18 protein-coding genes are annotated in these 15,683 nt (G+C 60.4%); 7 read left to right on the top strand and 11 right to left on the bottom strand.

Going from position 1 to position 15,683, the window contains the following annotated elements; translation table 11 throughout:
- The first annotated feature begins 114 nt into the window (after positions 1–114).
- Positions 115–516, top strand: a complete 402-nt coding sequence (locus tag QOZ81_RS08985) for a hypothetical protein (protein ID WP_291198748.1) — start codon at positions 115–117, stop codon at positions 514–516.
- Between the two features lie 87 nt (positions 517–603).
- Here the strand turns inward: QOZ81_RS08985 and QOZ81_RS08980 are convergent, their stop codons facing one another.
- A complete protein-coding gene (locus tag QOZ81_RS08980) occupies positions 604–1,119 on the bottom strand; it encodes a hypothetical protein (RefSeq protein ID WP_291198750.1) in 516 nt (171 codons plus the stop codon).
- Between the two features lie 126 nt (positions 1,120–1,245).
- Here QOZ81_RS08980 and hemH point away from each other — a divergent pair, with 126 nt between their 5' ends.
- The 6 genes from hemH (at position 1,246) to QOZ81_RS08950 (ending at position 6,228) form a co-directional block, all read left to right on the top strand.
- Positions 1,246–2,193, top strand: a complete 948-nt coding sequence (gene hemH / locus QOZ81_RS08975; protein ID WP_291198752.1) for a ferrochelatase — start codon at positions 1,246–1,248, stop codon at positions 2,191–2,193.
- A complete protein-coding gene (locus tag QOZ81_RS08970; RefSeq protein WP_291198754.1) occupies positions 2,190–3,446 on the top strand; it encodes a protoporphyrinogen/coproporphyrinogen oxidase in 1,257 nt (418 codons plus the stop codon). Before hemH ends, QOZ81_RS08970 begins: the two co-directional genes overlap by 4 nt.
- Positions 3,447–3,532: 86 nt before the next feature.
- Complete coding sequence (locus tag QOZ81_RS08965) at positions 3,533–3,919, top strand: DUF2914 domain-containing protein (protein WP_291198756.1); 387 nt, start codon at positions 3,533–3,535, stop codon at positions 3,917–3,919.
- A gap of 27 nt (positions 3,920–3,946) precedes the next feature.
- Positions 3,947–4,387: a hypothetical protein gene (locus QOZ81_RS08960; RefSeq protein WP_291198758.1), complete on the top strand. Its 441-nt coding sequence runs from the start codon at positions 3,947–3,949 to the stop codon at positions 4,385–4,387.
- A gap of 71 nt (positions 4,388–4,458) precedes the next feature.
- Positions 4,459–5,349: an SPL family radical SAM protein gene (locus tag QOZ81_RS08955; RefSeq protein ID WP_291198760.1), complete on the top strand. Its 891-nt coding sequence runs from the start codon at positions 4,459–4,461 to the stop codon at positions 5,347–5,349.
- 48 nt (positions 5,350–5,397) lie between these two features.
- A complete protein-coding gene (locus tag QOZ81_RS08950) occupies positions 5,398–6,228 on the top strand; it encodes a tyrosine-type recombinase/integrase (protein WP_291198762.1) in 831 nt (276 codons plus the stop codon).
- A 47-nt stretch (positions 6,229–6,275) separates the two neighbouring features.
- Here QOZ81_RS08950 and QOZ81_RS08945 read toward each other — a convergent pair whose 3' ends face one another.
- The 10 genes from QOZ81_RS08945 to QOZ81_RS08905 all read right to left on the bottom strand — a co-directional run bounded on the left by QOZ81_RS08945 (position 6,276) and on the right by QOZ81_RS08905 (position 15,041).
- Positions 6,276–6,710, bottom strand: a complete 435-nt coding sequence (locus tag QOZ81_RS08945) for a hypothetical protein (RefSeq protein ID WP_291198764.1) — start codon at positions 6,708–6,710, stop codon at positions 6,276–6,278.
- Positions 6,711–6,881: 171 nt separating this feature from the next.
- Positions 6,882–7,529 (bottom strand): dihydrofolate reductase family protein, encoded by a 648-nt coding sequence (locus QOZ81_RS08940; RefSeq protein ID WP_291198766.1) that lies wholly within the window; start codon positions 7,527–7,529, stop codon positions 6,882–6,884.
- Between the two features lie 98 nt (positions 7,530–7,627).
- A complete protein-coding gene (locus QOZ81_RS08935; protein WP_291198768.1) occupies positions 7,628–8,107 on the bottom strand; it encodes a hypothetical protein in 480 nt (159 codons plus the stop codon).
- 682 nt (positions 8,108–8,789) lie between these two features.
- Positions 8,790–9,581: an alpha/beta fold hydrolase gene (locus QOZ81_RS08930; protein ID WP_291198770.1), complete on the bottom strand. Its 792-nt coding sequence runs from the start codon at positions 9,579–9,581 to the stop codon at positions 8,790–8,792.
- Between the two features lie 193 nt (positions 9,582–9,774).
- Positions 9,775–10,005 (bottom strand): hypothetical protein, encoded by a 231-nt coding sequence (locus QOZ81_RS08925; protein ID WP_291198772.1) that lies wholly within the window; start codon positions 10,003–10,005, stop codon positions 9,775–9,777.
- Between the two features lie 135 nt (positions 10,006–10,140).
- On the bottom strand, positions 10,141–10,563 hold the full coding sequence (locus QOZ81_RS08920) for a hypothetical protein (RefSeq protein ID WP_291198775.1): 423 nt from the start codon (positions 10,561–10,563) through the stop codon (positions 10,141–10,143).
- A 191-nt stretch (positions 10,564–10,754) separates the two neighbouring features.
- Positions 10,755–11,282 (bottom strand): hypothetical protein, encoded by a 528-nt coding sequence (locus QOZ81_RS08915; RefSeq protein WP_291198777.1) that lies wholly within the window; start codon positions 11,280–11,282, stop codon positions 10,755–10,757.
- A 571-nt stretch (positions 11,283–11,853) separates the two neighbouring features.
- Complete coding sequence (locus tag QOZ81_RS16775; RefSeq protein ID WP_441316728.1) at positions 11,854–12,189, bottom strand: PF20097 family protein; 336 nt, start codon at positions 12,187–12,189, stop codon at positions 11,854–11,856.
- Between the two features lie 665 nt (positions 12,190–12,854).
- Complete coding sequence (locus tag QOZ81_RS08910; RefSeq protein ID WP_300714412.1) at positions 12,855–13,253, bottom strand: hypothetical protein; 399 nt, start codon at positions 13,251–13,253, stop codon at positions 12,855–12,857.
- Positions 13,254–14,060: 807 nt separating this feature from the next.
- A complete protein-coding gene (locus QOZ81_RS08905; RefSeq protein ID WP_300714409.1) occupies positions 14,061–15,041 on the bottom strand; it encodes a hypothetical protein in 981 nt (326 codons plus the stop codon).
- Between the last annotated feature and the right edge of the window lie 642 nt (positions 15,042–15,683).

Below are 15,683 nucleotides of genomic sequence, written 5' to 3'. Positions count from 1 at the left end.
GCGTCACGGCCCGGGAAAAACCCCGCCTCGTGCCTAAAATCACTATGTAGATGAAGCACTTCCCGTTAGTCTGGTGAGCGGTGGCCCGTGGCCCCTCTGGAGAAACAACCGCACATGATGAACCTGCGTGGCCTTGGCAACCTGGCGAAGATCCTCGAAGAAGCCGCAAAGCCTGATTCCGTGTTGCGGGAAGACCGTGAAAAGCCGAAGCCGAAGGTTCTCAAGAAGGGTGAGAAGGCCGGGAACATCCGGGTCATCGATCCCAAGCGGAAGGTCTGGTACGAGAAGCGCCTGAAGGAGATCACCGCGAAGGCCGCTCCCGCCGAGGAATCCGCCTCCGGCCCCGTGAGCGCCCCCGTGGTGCCCGCCGCGCCGGCCCTGGCCAAGAACGTGGCCTCCCTGCTGGGCGGCTCCCTGCTGCAGACCCTGGCCGCCGCCAAGGACGCGAAGCCCAAGGCCGAAGGCCAGAAGCGCTCCGAGGCCTGGCGCCGCAAGCCCGGTGAATCGATCTTCTAGGCTCTACTCCCCACGCTTCGACAGCAAAAACATGGCGGCCTCGGGCCGCCATGTTTTTGTTAACGCGGGGCGGAACGCCCCGCGCGGCTACAGGCCACTGCCGACAGGCCTCAAGTACTTCCGCCCGATCCAGGTGGCCGCGAGAGGCCGCTCGAAGCGGCCCTGGCGCAGGTCGCCGAGGGTCAGCAGGGCCAGGTCGAGCACCGGCGTGGCGCCGTCGAGGGTGCCATCCCCCAGCCGCGCTTCGAGGTCGGTGCGGGGCAGGGCGTGGACCCCGTCCGCCAGCCGCACGATCACGGCCTGGGGGTCTTCGAGGGCCAAGCCCAGCTTTGCCGTGAGCTGGTTCACGCCGCGCAGCATGCCGTCGATGGCACAGCCGGAAGGCTGGGCGGCGAGGGTGGGTTCCGCCACGGCGAGGATGCGGCGCTCCAGGAGCGCCCAGGCACCCTGGTACTGCACCCCCTTGTGCCGCCAGCGCCCCAGCAGGGCCTCCACCTCCGGAGCCAGGACCGAGGCCTCGGTGTCGTGCGTCAGGGCCAGCAGCCAGAGCCGGGCCTCATCGGGCAGGGTGGCGAAGGCGGACAGGTCGGCAGAAACGGGCATGGGCACTCCAGGTGTCGGAACAGTCTATGGGATGCCGGCGGTCCCGCGGCCATGCCCGCCTCTGTCACGCCGCGTCCAGGCTTCCGTGACGAAAGTGACGGGCTCCCTCGCGTAAGGTGGAGGACGATGCGTGATACGGCCCTTCTCCTCCTCAACCTCGGTGGTCCCGTGAACCTGGGCCAGGTGGAGCCTTTCCTGGCGGCCCTCTTCGGGGACCGGGACCTCATCAAGCTGCCGGGGCCGGCCTGGCTGCAGCCGCCCCTGGCCCGGCTCATCGCCCGCCTGCGGGCCCCCAGCGCCAAGGGCCGCTACGCCGAGATCGGCGGCGGCTCGCCCCTGCTGGCGGAGAGCGCCTACCAGGCCTCGGCGCTGCGGGCGGCCCTGCGCGCCGCGGGCCGCGAGGAGGCCGTGAAGCTCTGCTTCCGCTGCACCGCCCCCCGGGCCAAGGGCCTGCTGCAGGCCCTCAAGCGCCAGGGCATCCGGAAGCTGGTGCCCGTGTCGCTCTACCCCCACGACTGCCGCGCCACCACCGGCTCGAGCCTGCGCGAGCTGGCCGTCGAGGCCGCGAAGGTCGGCATGGAGCTGCTGCCGGGCGTGGACCACTACGCCACGGATCCCGACTACCTGGATGCGCTGGAGCGGCCCCTGCGCGCGGCCCTCCAGGAGCTGCCGGGCGCCACGGTGATCTTCAGCGCCCACAGCCTGCCCGTGCGGCAGATCGAGGCCGGCGATCCCTACGAGAAGGAGATCCACGCCACCTGCGAGGCGCTTCAGGCCCGCATCGGCGAGCTGCCCGGCGGGTACCTGCTGGCCTACCAGAGCCGCACGGGACCCGTGCGCTGGCTGGAGCCACCCCTTAAGACGGTGCTGGAGTCCATGGGCGGCAAGGACGTCATCGTGGTGCCCGTCAGCTTCGTCACCGAGCACATCGAGACCCTCCACGAGCTCGACATCGAGTACCGCCACGTGGCCGACCAGGCCGGCATCCGCACCTACCGCCGCGTGGCCGCCCCGGGCACCGACCCTTCGTACATCCGCTGCCTCACCCGGCGCGTCCTGGAGATCCTCCCATGAGCACCCTGATCCTCGGCGGTGGCGTCACGGGCCTGGCCGCGGCCTGGCACCTGCAGCAGCGCGGCGAAGCCGTGGAAGTGTGGGAGGCCGGCGCCAGCGTCGGCGGCTGGATGAAGACGCTGCCCTGGGAGGGCGGCCACGTCGAGACCGGCCCCCAGGGCGTGCTCTGGCAGAAGGGCACCGCGGTCGATCGCCTCTTCAGCGCCATCGAGCTGCCGTTCAAATCCCCGGGCACCGGCGCCCGCTGGGTGGGGAAGGGCGGGCGTCTCATCCCCGTGCCCGCCTCCCCGCCGGCCCTGATGTTCTCGCCCCTGATGTCGCTGGGCGCCAAGCTGCGCATGGTGCTGGAGCCCTTCCAGCCCGTGCGGGCCGCGGAACCCGAGGAGGGCCTCAGCGCCTTCATCGCGCGCCGCCTCGGCCAAGGAGTGGCCACGGAGCTGCTGCCGGCCATGGTGGCGGGCGTGCTGGCGGCGCCGCCGGAGATCCTTTCGGTGGACGCCATCCCCAAGCTGCGCCAGTGGGAAGCCACGGGCAGCCTGGTGAACGGCATCCGCAAGAGCGGCGTAAGCCACATGGTGGTGCCCGAGGGCGGCATGGGCCAGCTGCCCATCCGGCTGGCCGCGAAGCTGCCGGCCGTGCGCACGGGCCTGCGCGCCGAGCGCCTGGAGGCCCTGCCCGGCAACCGCTGGCGGGCCAGTGGCGGCGGCGAGGTGCGCGAGGCGGACCGCGTGGTGCTGGCCCTCCCGGCCTTCGAGGCAGCGCTGCTGCTGGGTGCGGTGGCCCCCCAGAGCGCCGAGGCCCTGGCGGCCATCCCCTACACCTCGGTGGACCTCTGGCACAGCCGCCACGCGCCGCTGCCCGCCCTGAAGGACAGCTTCGGCTTCCTCATCCATCCACCGGAGGGCCGCGGCTACCTCGGCTCCCTGGTGCCCTCCTGGATGGACCCCCAGAGCGCCCCCGATGGCCTCATGCAGCTGCGCAGCTTCATCGGCGGCGCCTTCGGCAAGCCCGCGGACCTGGACGCCTGGGAGGGCATCGCCGCCCGCCTGAAGCACTGGATCCCCACCCTCGGCGAGGCCAGCGCCGTGCGCCACGAGCGTGCCGAGCGGGCCATCCCGCGTCCCGAGCTGGGCCACCGCGCCCGGGTGAAGGCCGCGCTGGAAGGCCTGCCCACCGGCGTGGACTGGCTGAGCAATGCTCGGTTCGGGCCGGGCGTGCGCGACATCCTCGAAGGCCTCGAAGCCTGGACCTGATCTCCCCGGAGGACGGGTTCCTTCGCGGGAATCGTGACAGCCGCCGGGATCCGGCCCAGAATGGGGCCAGTTTCCCCGGAGATCCCATGCGCCGCCTCTTCCTCGCCACCCTCCTGTGCCCGACCCTGCTCCTCGCCCAGGGCACGCCCATCCGGCCCCACGCCGAGCTGAAGACCGGCACCGCCGTGGAGAAGATGGAGATCGTCGGCGAGAGCGCCGCCTTCAAGGTGGCCGCGGGCTCCAAGATCTTCGTTTGGGCCAAGGTCATGGGCGCCGCCGACACCACCGTGACCTTCGTCTTCACCAAGGGCGACAAGACCTCGAAGCAGGCGCTGAAGGTGCCCCGCTCGCCCTACCGCACCCATGCCTACCGCACCTTCCGCAAGGGCGACGAGGGCGAGTGGACCGTGACGCTCATCGGCGACCAGGAGGCGGTGCTCGGAAGCGCCACCTTCAAGGTCGAGCTCCAGTAGGCACGGGCTCCGATCCAAGGCGCGACGATGAAAATCTACGAGCACATTCCCCACCCCCACGTGGAGTCCCGGAAGAAGCGCGCCCCCAAGCCCAGGGCCGTCCCCGGGGGTTCGGTGGCCCGCTTCAACGCGTTCCTGGGAGAGCGGATCACGAGAAGCGTGGGCACCATGTGGTGCGCCTACGCCTTCGCCCTGATCGCCTTCATCAGCCTTCCGGAGGCCATCCACACGGGCAAGAGCGCCCTCATATCCTGGATCGCGCAGACCTTCCTGCAGCTGGTGCTGCTGTCCATCATCATGGTCGGCCAGAAGGTCGAGGGCGCGGCCGCCGATGTCCGGGCCGATGACACCTACAAGGATGCCGAAGCCATCCTGCATGAGGCGATCGAGATCCAGAAGCACCTCGAAGCGCAGGATGCGTTGCTTCAGAAACTCATCGAAAACTATAAAAACGACGCCAAGCCTTGATTCGGATCCCGCTGATCACAAAAAGGATCGCAGGCGCTTGACGAGACGAATAAAAAGCGAACACTGGGAGGATGACACCCCTCCTACCACCTTCGGATCCCCCGCCGCTCTTCCAGGGGCTGCTCGTGGAGCCGGAGGAGGCGCGCTCGATCCTGCGGCCCCAGAAGGATGAGCGCTACGGCTTCGGCTTCGCGCTGAGTCCGTACCGGGGCTGCGGCCACGGCTGCCGCTACTGCTATGTGCGCGACTATCCCAACGCGCTCCACCAGCCCGGGGACTGGGGCGGCTGGGTGGCGCCCAAGCTGAACGCACCGGAGCTGCTCTGGTCCCAGCGGCACAAGCTCCACGATGCCCGGGTCTTCATGGCCTCCGCCACGGATCCCTACCAGCCCCTCGAGCGGCAGTACCGGCTGAGCCGCCGCTGCCTGGAGGTGCTGCTGCTCTGTCCCACCACCGAGGTGATCGTGCATACCCGCTCGCCCCTGGTGCTGCAGGACCTGGAGCTGCTGAAGGCCTTCGGCGACCGGCTCTCCGTGGGCCTCTCCATCCCCACGGACGACGACACCGTGCGCCAGGTGGTGGAGCCCCACGCCCCCGCCATCCCCAGCCGCTGGGCCGCCGCCGAGCGCCTGGCGGCGGCGGGCATCGCCGTCACCATCGGCGTGGCGCCCCTGCTGGCCGTGCATGACGCCAGGGCCTTCGCCCGTCGCGCCCGGGCCAGCGGCGCCGCCAACGCCTGGGTGGGTGGCCTGCGCCTGCTCCAGCAGGATCCCTTCTACAAGCTGCTGGCCGACCACGGCTGGCTGAAGGTGCTGGACCCCGACTACAAGGACGGCATCCGCGCCGCCTTCCAGGAGGCCTTCCCCGCGCGGAAGCGCACCCGCGAAGCCAAGCCCAAGGCCGCGCCGATGGCCGTGGCCGTCCTGCCCCGGCAACCGGGGCTGTTCGATCGGGTGGGGTAGGGCGCCTCCTGGTTCGGGCGGCCGGACGCCGCGGATCGGGAGGCGGGCATGGACCTGCTGTGGCAGTGGATGGAACAGGATCTGGCCCTCGCGCGGCGCGCGCCCTTCACGACCCGGGTGTATCTGTCCTCGGCGCGGGCCTTCGCGGCCTTCCATGGCCGCCACCCCGAAGACATGGGCCAGGCAGAGGTGCGGGCCTGGGTCGACCACCTGCGCGGAATGACCATGAGCCCCCAGCGGTTCCGGCAGCACCTCTCGGGCCTGGCCTTCCTCTACCGGAAGACCCTGGGGCGGCCCGAGGTCGTCTCCTTTTTCGCCTGGCCCAAGATCCCCCGGAAGCTGCCCGTGGTGCTGGATCTGAAGGAGGTCACGGCGCTGCTGGAGGCCGTGCCCCACCAGACCTACCGGATGCTGTTCCGCACCATGGTGGCCACGGGCCTGCGCATCCGGGAGGCCTGCCGCCTGCGGATCTGCGATCTGGACCCCGCCCGGGGCGTGATCCGCACCGTGGGGAAGGGCGGGGCCGAGCGGCAGGTGGCCCTGCCCCCGAAGCTGCTCAAGGCCCTCCGGCGGCACTGTCGCGAGGCACGCCCCGTGGCGCCCTGGCTCTTCACCGGGCGGCTCGGCCGGCCCCTCGATCCCGACCACGCCCGCCGCGTCTTCCGCGCCGCCTGCCAGGCCTCAGGCCTGGCCCGGCGGGCGACGCCCCACGCCCTGCGCCACACCTACGCCACCTTCCTGCTGGAGGCCGGCGCCGACCTGCGCGTCATCCAGGCCCTCCTGGGCCACACCAGCATCCGATCCACCGAGCACTACCTGCAGGTCTCCACCCGGCTGATGGCCCAGGCCCCGAACCCGCTGGATCAAATGCCCGAGTGAAGGGATGGCCAGCTGAGTACCATTCTATTATTGGCGATTTTCTTGATTTAACTTGTTTGATTTTGAGCCGAAGCCCCAAATCTTATTGCCGCTTCAAGTATGTCAATATTTATATCTTTCAATGTCTTGAACTTGATGCAATATCCGCTCACACTCGCCTTCCCGAGTTTTTCCCCATACGTCTGGGCTAGGTATTTCTTGTCCTTGATGCCAAGGATATAGACAGAGATTCCGGTTTTGTTTGCACTGATGCCAATCTGATAGAACTCTCTGGTTTTTCCGTCAGCATATTCTATGGTTTGAAATCCATATCCTATATTGGGATTGGAAACAATTTTATCTTCACTGTTTTTGCCATCCAAGAACCACAATCTGCATGCTGGCATGACATGCAGAATGACGCGGTGCAACATCTGCATGTCGCTGGATTTTGGTTCAGGCTGGCTACTGATATACGCGTTGATTTGCTCTTGTACGTTCATCGCTTCTCCTCGGACCATTTTGTCGATCTGAGCACGAAGTGTCAGCCTGGCGGATGGACCTGTCCGGCCACGCCTGCATGGAGGTGTTGAGGAAACAGCGGGTGGATGAGAGAGAGCGGAAGGCAGCGAAGGCGGGGCCTGGGTCAAGCGGGGGCCTGGGCGCCAGATTCGTCACTGACGAGATATGACCACATGCGTGGCCCTTGGCGAGGCTTCGTGCTTCGTGCAGGCGTAGCCCAAGGCTGGAAGGTCGATTCCCTGGAAGAGCCGCTCACCCGAGCCAAGCAGGGCCGGCGCGATGGCAACGTGCATTTCGTCGATGAGGCGCTGCCGAAGATACTGCTGAATGACATTGACTCCGCCACCCAGTCGCACATCCTTGCCTCCTGCGGCTTCACGGGCGCGCTCAAGTGCGAGGGTGATGCCCTCCGTCACGAAGTGGAAGGTGGTTCCGCCATCCATGACAAGGGGTGCGCGTGCGTGGTTGGTCAGTACGAATACGGGGACGTGATACACCGGATTCTCGCCCCACCATCCGCGCCAGCGCTCGTCCGGCCAGGGCCCACGGACCGGGCCGAACATGTTCCTGCCCAGGATCCAGGCTCCGACGTTGTGAAACCCACGCGCTGCGAAATCATCGTCGAGTCCGGTCTCTCCCCCGCTGCCGCCGAAGAGTTTCCGTTGAAATGTCTGCGTGGCCAATGCCCATTCATGCAGGGCGGTACCTCCCACGCCAAGCGGATTGTTGAGATCCTGGCTGGGGCCGGCGCCGAAGCCATCCAGGGAAATGGTGAAACTCTCTACGCGAAGCTTGGACATTGAGTTCCTCCTGACTGAGAACTGCCGCCACGGAATGAGCTGAGCGGCTGCGCCGGCACCGAGACGATGAGCAGAGGGTGAGGCGCTGTGATAAATAGTCAATCAGTGATTTTGGCAAGGAGGCTATCGCCAAAGTAGACCCGAAGGGTTGGGCTTAAACTTTCTGTGTTGGCTGCTGATAGGTTCCGAATGATAAAGGCCTGAGGCGCGATTCTAGTGGGGAGGAAGGACGTGGATTCGCCCAGCTGAGCCTCCCGGAGCTGAATCTGCAGGCCTGAGCTGTTTACCAGAATCAGATTGGCCGGATTGAATTCTTGGAAGGTATTCGAGGCATTCTGGACTCGAAGCGTTACTCGCCCGCCTTTTCCAATTAAAGGAGTGCTGATATCAAGGTTGATGACCCAATTTCCAACCTGAAATGGGTGCCCAGCCAGATCTTTTGATCTAGAGGTATAGATGTCTGCGGCCGGATTTGCATTCCCTGCCGGGGGCAGGAGAGGCGCTTGTTGGCCTGACAGAGCGAGGCAGGATAGTCCGACGATCATGGATTTGAAGCTGCCGATGAATGGGCCTTTCATGACTTCCTCCAGGGTTGGACATTCACTGGTATAGAACCGTCTGGCTTAACAAAGGTTGATGCCGCCCCTACCGTGGCGCCTGACGGAAGAAGAGAACGGAAGGCCATGCAGGCGGGGGCCGACTTGAGCGGAGGGTTAGGCGCCGGGGGACACTGCTAGAACCTTGCAATGGATAGGAGTTGCGCAATCTCGTTGGAGTTAAATTGCCTGACAAACTGGCCTGAAGGCGTGTTCACCACGACGAGCCCATTCGGGAGGACGTTTACTTCAGTCACGCCACCACCTTTATGGAAAAGGCTGAATCGATCGGAAGGTAGATATGAAGCCGGGGATTGGTGCCAACCAACATTGTTTGCGTAAAACCATGATTCAAGTGCTTTGACCTGGGCTTGGGTTAATCTTCGCAGGCCGACGGACCCCTCGGTGATGAGGGAGCCGGAAACCACTGGAGCCAGTATCAGAGGCTTACGGCAGGCAATGAGTGATAGACCGAGCGAAAGGGCAACAACAGGCGGTATTCCGAAGCGCATGGAAGGCACCTGACGGAAGAAGCTAGGCGGCCACGCCTGCACCGAGGCGACGAGCGGAGCCGAGGTAGCGAATTGTTGAGAGAGAGCAGAAGGCAATGCCAGCGGGGTCCGAGGTGAGCGCAAGGTCAGGCTGCGAGATGGAATCAAGGTGACTATTTGGACTGAGGGGTTCGAGGTGTGGGCTTCCCTTTTGGCTTTGGTGGCTTGGCGCCGAGAAAGTCGTTCACCATCGGGACAATGACGGGCATGCGCTGCATCAGCGTCACGTGCGTCGTGGCGGGCAAGATGGCCAATCGCGATGTGGAGAGCGGCTTGATGTCGCCGTGGATTTCGCCGCCTTTCAGGCGGAACATTTCCGCGACGTGCTCGAGCCTTATCCCATCCGAGTCGCCGTGGATGAAGAACATCGGCGCCGTGCTGGCCTTCAGTTGATCGGCCCCGATGTCTTGCCCTTTTGAATCCATGGCGAGGAGCCGCTTGACGAACTTCGGGAAGTCATCCGGGGCCGGGTTCAGCTTCTTGTACTCGGCTTCAATTGGCGAGTCTTTGAACGCGTCCGCTGTGAGTGTCGCGAGCGCGTCCTGCCCTTCCTTGACCACGCCGTCACGGCGGAGCATGGACGAAATGACGACCACCTTTCGCACTTTGTCCGGATGTCGGATCGCGCACTGCATTGCCACGCCGCCGCCCATGCTGTAGCCGATGAGGTCCGCGCGTGGGATGTTCAGGTGATCGAGCAGCGCCGCCACATCGTCGGCGAGGTTTTCGGCGGTGATGTCGCGTGGGATGTCCGCCGTGCGCCCATGGCCCTGCATTTCGACGGCAATCACTTTCCGCGTTTTGGAGAGCTCGCCGATCCATCCGGTCCAGTTGTTGGTGATCGTCATGAACGCGCCGTGGAGCAGGACCACCGGATCGCCGCTACCGTGGACTTCGTAGTACATTTTGAGTCCATTCACTGGGGCGTAACCAGTCCTTGGGTGCTGCTGCGCCACGACGGCAGCTGGCAGAAGCATCGTCAGGAGAAAAGCCGTCGCCTTCATCATTGACCTTTCATCTTGGGGAGGTTGAAGATGTCGCGCCGCCTAACGAAATGACATAGCAAGATGTTGAGAGAGAGGTCAGGCGCAGACTTAATCAGGATCGTCGCCGGAAAGATTGGAATGAACCGATAGCAAGGCAAATCATGGCAGGGAAGAACGTGATGGCGAAAAGCAATCCACAACCAATCGGATTGGGGTTTGGATCCGACAACATGCCAAATTTTGAAAGAAGGATGATTGCGAAGAGTGGGCCCCAACCCAGCGCCACTAGAATCAGTCCGATCTTTGTCCAGCGATTAGACAGGATGGATTTCAGGATGGTCATGCGTTGGCGCCTAACGGAGGAAGCGAAGCGGCCACGCCTTCACCGAGGCGCTGAGCGGAGCCGAGAAAGCAGGAAGATGAGAGAGAACGAAAGGCAATGCAGGCGGGGTCCGACTTGAGCGGAGGGTTAGGCCAATCATGCGACACGGACGAGATCGCCTTCGTCAAAGCCTACTGTGACGACGTTGGCTTTGTTGAGGAATGAGTCACGGGCACCCGAGGAAGCCAAATACGCTTTAGTCGCGGAGATGACTGCTGATTGAATTTCTTGCCAATCTTTGCCGGACGCGAATGCGGCAGGAATTGGGAAGTAGCGTTCTGAAGGAGTGAACGCCTCCTCGCAAGCCCAGTCGTTGTCATCCACTGAATAGTGGGTTGAGCCACACAAATAGGCTTGGAATCCTGATTCGGATTCGAAAAGACCGATGTTGAAAGCCATTACCTGTGGATTAGGGGCTTCCGTTGATGAGATTCGACCGAGCCAGGAGCCGAATCTAGCCTCAAAGGAGAGATCGGAATCGTCGTTGGATTTAGTGAACAGCTTTGAGAGGAAGCCCATGGGATTGGCCTAACGAATGAAGCTCACCGGCACCGCCTGCGCCGAGGCGCTGAACGAAGCCGAGGTAGCAAGAAGTTGAGAGAGAACGAAAGGCAATGCAGGCGGGGTCCGAGTGCAGCGGAGGGTTAGGTGCATCTGGAGAAAATTCATTAAGTAATTTATTAACAATGCAGTTGACGGAACTGGCAATTCTATTGGGAATGAAGGGTGAGCTTGACGATATTTGATTCTAGTTCCTCAGTTAGTAACTTTGTACCAGCGGGTGCTTTTGGAGGGGTATCACATCCGTCCTTGTAGTATGCCTTGATGGAATAAGTGCCTGGAGTTGAGAGTGAGAAATCCTGCGCGATCTCGTGTGTTACAGCGTAAGAGGCCTTGGGTGAAATTGTCTTGTAGTCGCTTGGTTCAGACAGGAGCACATTGAGTTTTGACGTAAAAGGGACGTCGACCCCTTTTGAATTCAGGATGACTAGAGATAACTCACGGGCATAGGCTGCGGCATTTTTTGAGTTAAGGATCATGCGCGAGTTAAACATGATGGGTGTTTGGCTCGTGTTCTGGAGCGTGATCTTAACTAAAACAGGCTGGCCGACAACATGTTTGCGGCCAATTACCTCTAGGAACAGTGGGGCATTTGGAGGCAACTCAACAACTTTGGTTGATTCACAGGCGATCGAACATGCGATCAGCAGTGAGGGAAGAAGTAGGGTAGGCCGCATGGAATGCACCTAACGGAAGAAGCTAAGCGGCCACGCCTGCATCGAGGCGCTGAGCGGAGCCTGGATAGCGAGAAGTTGAGAGAGAGCGGAAGGCAATGCAGGCGGGGTCCGACTTGAGCGGAGGGTTAGGCCGACGGCATGTCTGACTCATGCCGGCAGCCATTTGAATTGAGGCGCAAGGCCCATTTGGAACCGTTGCATTGAAGCCATTCTGGAGATGGTTCGACCGTACCGGTAGCGAAAAGGTCGTCTGGTTTACCTTCATCATCTGCATCCAGGTCATAGGCTGTGATTTCCATTCCGGCTTTCAACTGAATTACTTCCCCTGCTTGGTTGGTGACAGTGTCGGCGTGTGAGAGGCAGAGTAGATCGCCGAAGAGACCATTGAAATCAGCTAGAACCCAGTGTGGTTGCATACGGCGTGTTCCGGAGGCGGCCTAACGGAAGAAGCTAAGCGGCCACGCCTGCACCGGGACGATGAGCGGAGCCGTGATAGCGAAAAGTTGAGAGAGAGCGAAAGGCAATGCAGGCGGGGTCCGACTTGAGCGGAGGGTTAGGCCGACCGAGTTGTTCATGCCTGGTTGGGCGTTTCTAGAATATAGCGCTTACAGCTCCGGCAGTGCTTTGCCGAGAACTCAACGCCCAAGTATTCGCCTTTAAAAACTGAGGCCTTCTGGCCCTTTGAATTCCAAAAACACCCAAGCTTATTACCAAAGATTGCACCAGATTCAAAATTGCCATGACATCTGGGGCAGGATGAGGTTGTTCCATCAAGCACTACGGTCGAGCATTGGCGACACCTCACCAGGTTTTGGCCATAGGCAATGGAATCACCAGAAAAGAGCCAGTTCTTGGCAATCCATGATGCATTTGGTTTGTGCCAGACCAGTTTTGTCAGTTTCCACATAATGACGCCTGGATCTAACAAGGAATTGCACCAGGGACAATCTGAGATGGACGGCAACATGGCTGGCGAGCCAGCAAGGGATTGTGGATCGCCACTTTCGGGTGTGGACATCGGCGGCCTAACGAAAGAAGCTCACCGGCCCCGCCTGCACCGAGGCGCTGAACGAAGCCGAGGAAGCGAGAAGCTGAGAGAGAGCGAAAGACAATGCAAGCGGGGTCCGAGTGCAGCGCAGGGTTAGGCCGATGAATAGGATCATTTAGTTACAGGTTGACCTAGTGATTGAGACTGGCCAGGGTGGAAATCATGGTCGCCCGGCAATGGAGGGTTTGGGGAAAGCCGAACCCAACCACCATTTCGCTGAATGTATACACTTCGGGTGACGAGGTTGTACTTCATGATTGGAATTGTTGGAAACCCAAGCTCCGCGCCTGAGGTGTAGCGCCAGACAGAAGGCCCCTCAATGAAGGCATGAATGGCCACCCCGGTAAGAACTCCGAGGACCAATGGTGTGAGGAATCGCCAGCGCGAGTTCATGCGAGAGGCCTAACGATGAAGCTAAGCGGCCACGCCTGCACCGAGACGCTGAGCGGAGCCGAGATAGCGACAAGTTGAGAGAGAGCGGAAGGCAATGCAGGCGGGGTCCGACTTGAGCGGAGGGTTAGGAGTCATCGGGAGAGCCGTTCGAGGATGACGCCTCGGTTTGGGGACTCCGGTTTGTAGTATGCGAGACGCCCGGGGATGCACGAAAGGACTGCCCCGAATTCGTGCATGCAAATCTGGGTAAGTGCCTCGGAGAGCGGGAGTTCTTGACCATCGATCTTCAATCCATCCACGATCACGTGGCAGGTGGGGCCTGCCCCTTTTGCCTTGAGCAACTTCTCGAGTTCAGCAGGGAAATCCTGGTTGCCTGGAACCTCGGTGCCGAGTGCGGGAATGTAGGGAAGATTGTGGTTCAAACGATCAAGAATTTCCTTTCGACGTTTAGAGCTTGAGAGGAATTGAGCCCATCGCGCCTGCTTTTCAGACGTGATGAATGCTTTCACGAACGCCTCTTCATGGCTCATGACGGGTGGGACTCCTAACGAATGAAGCTAAGCGGCCACGCCTGCACCGAGGCGATGAGCGAAGCCGGGATAGCGAAATGCTGAGAGAGAGCAGAAGGCAATGCAGGCGGGGTCCGACTTGAGCGAGAGGTTAGGGCGAGCGATTCAATCACCATCGTAGATTACGATCTTGGAGATAGTGACCCGACCATTTGTTTGGGTGAAGTCGACCTGGCTTAAGTACCATGTGTTGTGATTAATGCCCATGTTGTCGTACTCGTACCGGTCCGGCCCTGAGAATTGCCCCTTTCGAACTTCACGGAATGGGTGGTGCTCATTGATTGACTCGTCGTGGAATCGCTCATGTGACCGAAGCCATTGTTCAATCTGTTTGAAGGAACGGAACCTAGCTTGTTCAATGCCCTTTGGCGGCTCAATCAGTGAATGAACAATCAGAATTGAAACTTTCTTTCCCCCTGGGTTGTGAAGCGAGCCCAGGTCACGCCTGATGAAAAGGGACTCGAGGCTCTTGAGAAGTGCCGCCTGCTGTTCTCTGATTGGGGCTTCTCCCGCAGCGCAGGCAATGGTTACTGCCGAAGCGACGAGGAACACTCGGAGAATGGGGATCAATGGGGGAGCCCTAACGAACGAAGTTAAATATCCAGACGTGGGATTCGGGGAGCATTCGGGAGGCCTAACGGATGAAGCTAAGCGGCCACGCCTGCACCGAGACGCTGAACGGAGCCGAGATAGCGAAATGTTGAGAGAGAACGGAAGGCAATACAGGCGGGGTCCGACTTGAGCGAGAGGTTGGGCGGCGTGCCGTGATCATGACCCATTACCTGTTGTTAAATTAGAAAGGATAGATTCAAAGGAACAGTAGTAATAACCTCTGTCGTCCCCAGTGAGCGGGGATTCGTATAAGGCGGTTGGCTGGCCTGTTTTATCAAATTCATGGCGGAATCGAATTGAGTGATAGAAGTGTTCTTCAAGGTAGAGTTCGCATTTTGGATGAGAGCCTGATTTTAATGCATTCCGGACGGCGGAATCGATAGCCATTAACTGAGCAAAGGGAAGGCCGAGACTATTCAGGCAAACATGGTTTCCTGATGAGGAAATGTGAAGCAAGGATGAATCGAAGTATTCATTCTGGCCTTGAACGAATACTCCGTAGATGGGCATGCCTAATACTTCACCATAAATCGATGCGATCTCTGGATAAAGGAGCACCAAGGCCTCTGGCTCATATTGGTACTTTACCTTTTTCTCGAAGAAGCCGGCTCTCCACTGGCTTTTGATCAATAGACTGTCTGCATAAGTTATGAATGCCACTTCTGGGTGAGTCTTCGCTAAGTCATCAATTCGGTTACGAAGGTTGGCAAGACGCTCATTTGAGAGTTGACCAGACCTGATCGCTTTTTTTACCCCGATCACATCAAACAAAGCAAATAGTGAATAGGGTCTTGAATAGAGTGAATCAAGCCATTCATCTTTTACAAAAATATGAACCTTTTCTCCGTATTGTGATGACTCGACAGAAACGACAACCTGATCACGGGGGAGAAAAACACTGACCTCATGAAATCTGTCATGAATATTGGGGTACCAGGAAATCTCGAGGGCACTCTCGCCGACCCGTCGCACTGCCGCGTATGCGATATATCCAACATTCGGATATTCACCTCCGTCAAACATGGAGATCATGGCGGACTCGTAATCCTTGAGCCATTGTTCTCCCATCAAGAACACATCTCGATCCAGCGGGACCTCTTCGAAAGGGATCACTTCAAAATCTGGGTGGGTGAACATATCTACTTTCAGGCGCCCAACGAATGAAGCTAAGCGGCCGCGCCTGCACCGAGACGGCGAGCGGAGCCGAGATAGCGAAATGCTGAGAGAGAGCGGAAGGCAATGCAGGCGGGGTCCGACTTGAGCGAGGGGTTAGGGCCATCGGGGAGCAGGCTCCGTATCTAACGCGTGGGCTAGTTCTTTGCAGATACCCAAGATTTTTGACTGGAGGGTGGTATCAGGATGGTGGGTGGATTTGCTCAATTCGACCAACAAATCAGAAAGCTCAACCAATTTGCCAGGGATCTGTCGGGATGGCGACCAAGTTGCCCCTGTGTACCAGCCTGAGCCAAATATAAACAGGCAACCATCGTGACCCATATGCATTGGTTGGTCCGCGCCGTACCTTGTGCGTCTGATAACCCGGCGCCATATTTTTGAAATTGGCTTCACGAAAGATGTTTCCAGAGGAACAGTTCTTACCACTTCTTTGGGTGATTCCGGTTCTGATTGTTCAGTTTCACTCTCAGCACCAGGTGGAGGAGGAGGTGGCGGAGGTGCGGGAAGGAGATAACTTTTGGTTGCTTGGTGGTACCTAAGTTCAAAAACTGGCCTTTCGTAACCAATAGAAATATTAACAATGTTTATTGAGTAGTCAGGACC

This window comes from Geothrix sp., from assembly GCF_030219325.1.
Classification (GTDB): domain Bacteria; phylum Acidobacteriota; class Holophagae; order Holophagales; family Holophagaceae; genus Geothrix.
This window is presented reverse-complemented; position numbering and strand designations above follow the sequence as displayed.

Excerpts from the sequence above, each read along its gene's own strand:
- QOZ81_RS08955 (WP_291198760.1), top strand. The coding sequence starts at position 4,459 with ATGACACCCCTCCTACCACCTTCGGATCCCCCGCCGCTCTTCCAGGGG.
- QOZ81_RS08925 (WP_291198772.1), bottom strand. The coding sequence starts at position 10,005 with ATGACCATCCTGAAATCCATCCTGTCTAATCGCTGGACAAAGATCGGA.
- QOZ81_RS08940 (WP_291198766.1), bottom strand. The coding sequence starts at position 7,529 with ATGTCCAAGCTTCGCGTAGAGAGTTTCACCATTTCCCTGGATGGCTTC.
- QOZ81_RS08980 (WP_291198750.1), bottom strand. The coding sequence starts at position 1,119 with ATGCCCGTTTCTGCCGACCTGTCCGCCTTCGCCACCCTGCCCGATGAG.
- QOZ81_RS08965 (WP_291198756.1), top strand. The coding sequence starts at position 3,533 with ATGCGCCGCCTCTTCCTCGCCACCCTCCTGTGCCCGACCCTGCTCCTC.
- QOZ81_RS08945 (WP_291198764.1), bottom strand. The coding sequence starts at position 6,710 with ATGAACGTACAAGAGCAAATCAACGCGTATATCAGTAGCCAGCCTGAA.
- QOZ81_RS16775 (WP_441316728.1), bottom strand. The coding sequence starts at position 12,189 with ATGTGGAAACTGACAAAACTGGTCTGGCACAAACCAAATGCATCATGG.
- QOZ81_RS08930 (WP_291198770.1), bottom strand. The coding sequence starts at position 9,581 with ATGTACTACGAAGTCCACGGTAGCGGCGATCCGGTGGTCCTGCTCCAC.
- QOZ81_RS08985 (WP_291198748.1), top strand. The coding sequence starts at position 115 with ATGATGAACCTGCGTGGCCTTGGCAACCTGGCGAAGATCCTCGAAGAA.
- QOZ81_RS08960 (WP_291198758.1), top strand. The coding sequence starts at position 3,947 with ATGAAAATCTACGAGCACATTCCCCACCCCCACGTGGAGTCCCGGAAG.
- QOZ81_RS08950 (WP_291198762.1), top strand. The coding sequence starts at position 5,398 with ATGGACCTGCTGTGGCAGTGGATGGAACAGGATCTGGCCCTCGCGCGG.
- hemH (WP_291198752.1), top strand. The coding sequence starts at position 1,246 with ATGCGTGATACGGCCCTTCTCCTCCTCAACCTCGGTGGTCCCGTGAAC.
- QOZ81_RS08970 (WP_291198754.1), top strand. The coding sequence starts at position 2,190 with ATGAGCACCCTGATCCTCGGCGGTGGCGTCACGGGCCTGGCCGCGGCC.
- QOZ81_RS08935 (WP_291198768.1), bottom strand. The coding sequence starts at position 8,107 with ATGAAAGGCCCATTCATCGGCAGCTTCAAATCCATGATCGTCGGACTA.
- QOZ81_RS08920 (WP_291198775.1), bottom strand. The coding sequence starts at position 10,563 with ATGGGCTTCCTCTCAAAGCTGTTCACTAAATCCAACGACGATTCCGAT.
- QOZ81_RS08905 (WP_300714409.1), bottom strand. The coding sequence starts at position 15,041 with ATGTTCACCCACCCAGATTTTGAAGTGATCCCTTTCGAAGAGGTCCCG.
- QOZ81_RS08910 (WP_300714412.1), bottom strand. The coding sequence starts at position 13,253 with ATGAGCCATGAAGAGGCGTTCGTGAAAGCATTCATCACGTCTGAAAAG.
- QOZ81_RS08915 (WP_291198777.1), bottom strand. The coding sequence starts at position 11,282 with ATGCGGCCTACCCTACTTCTTCCCTCACTGCTGATCGCATGTTCGATC.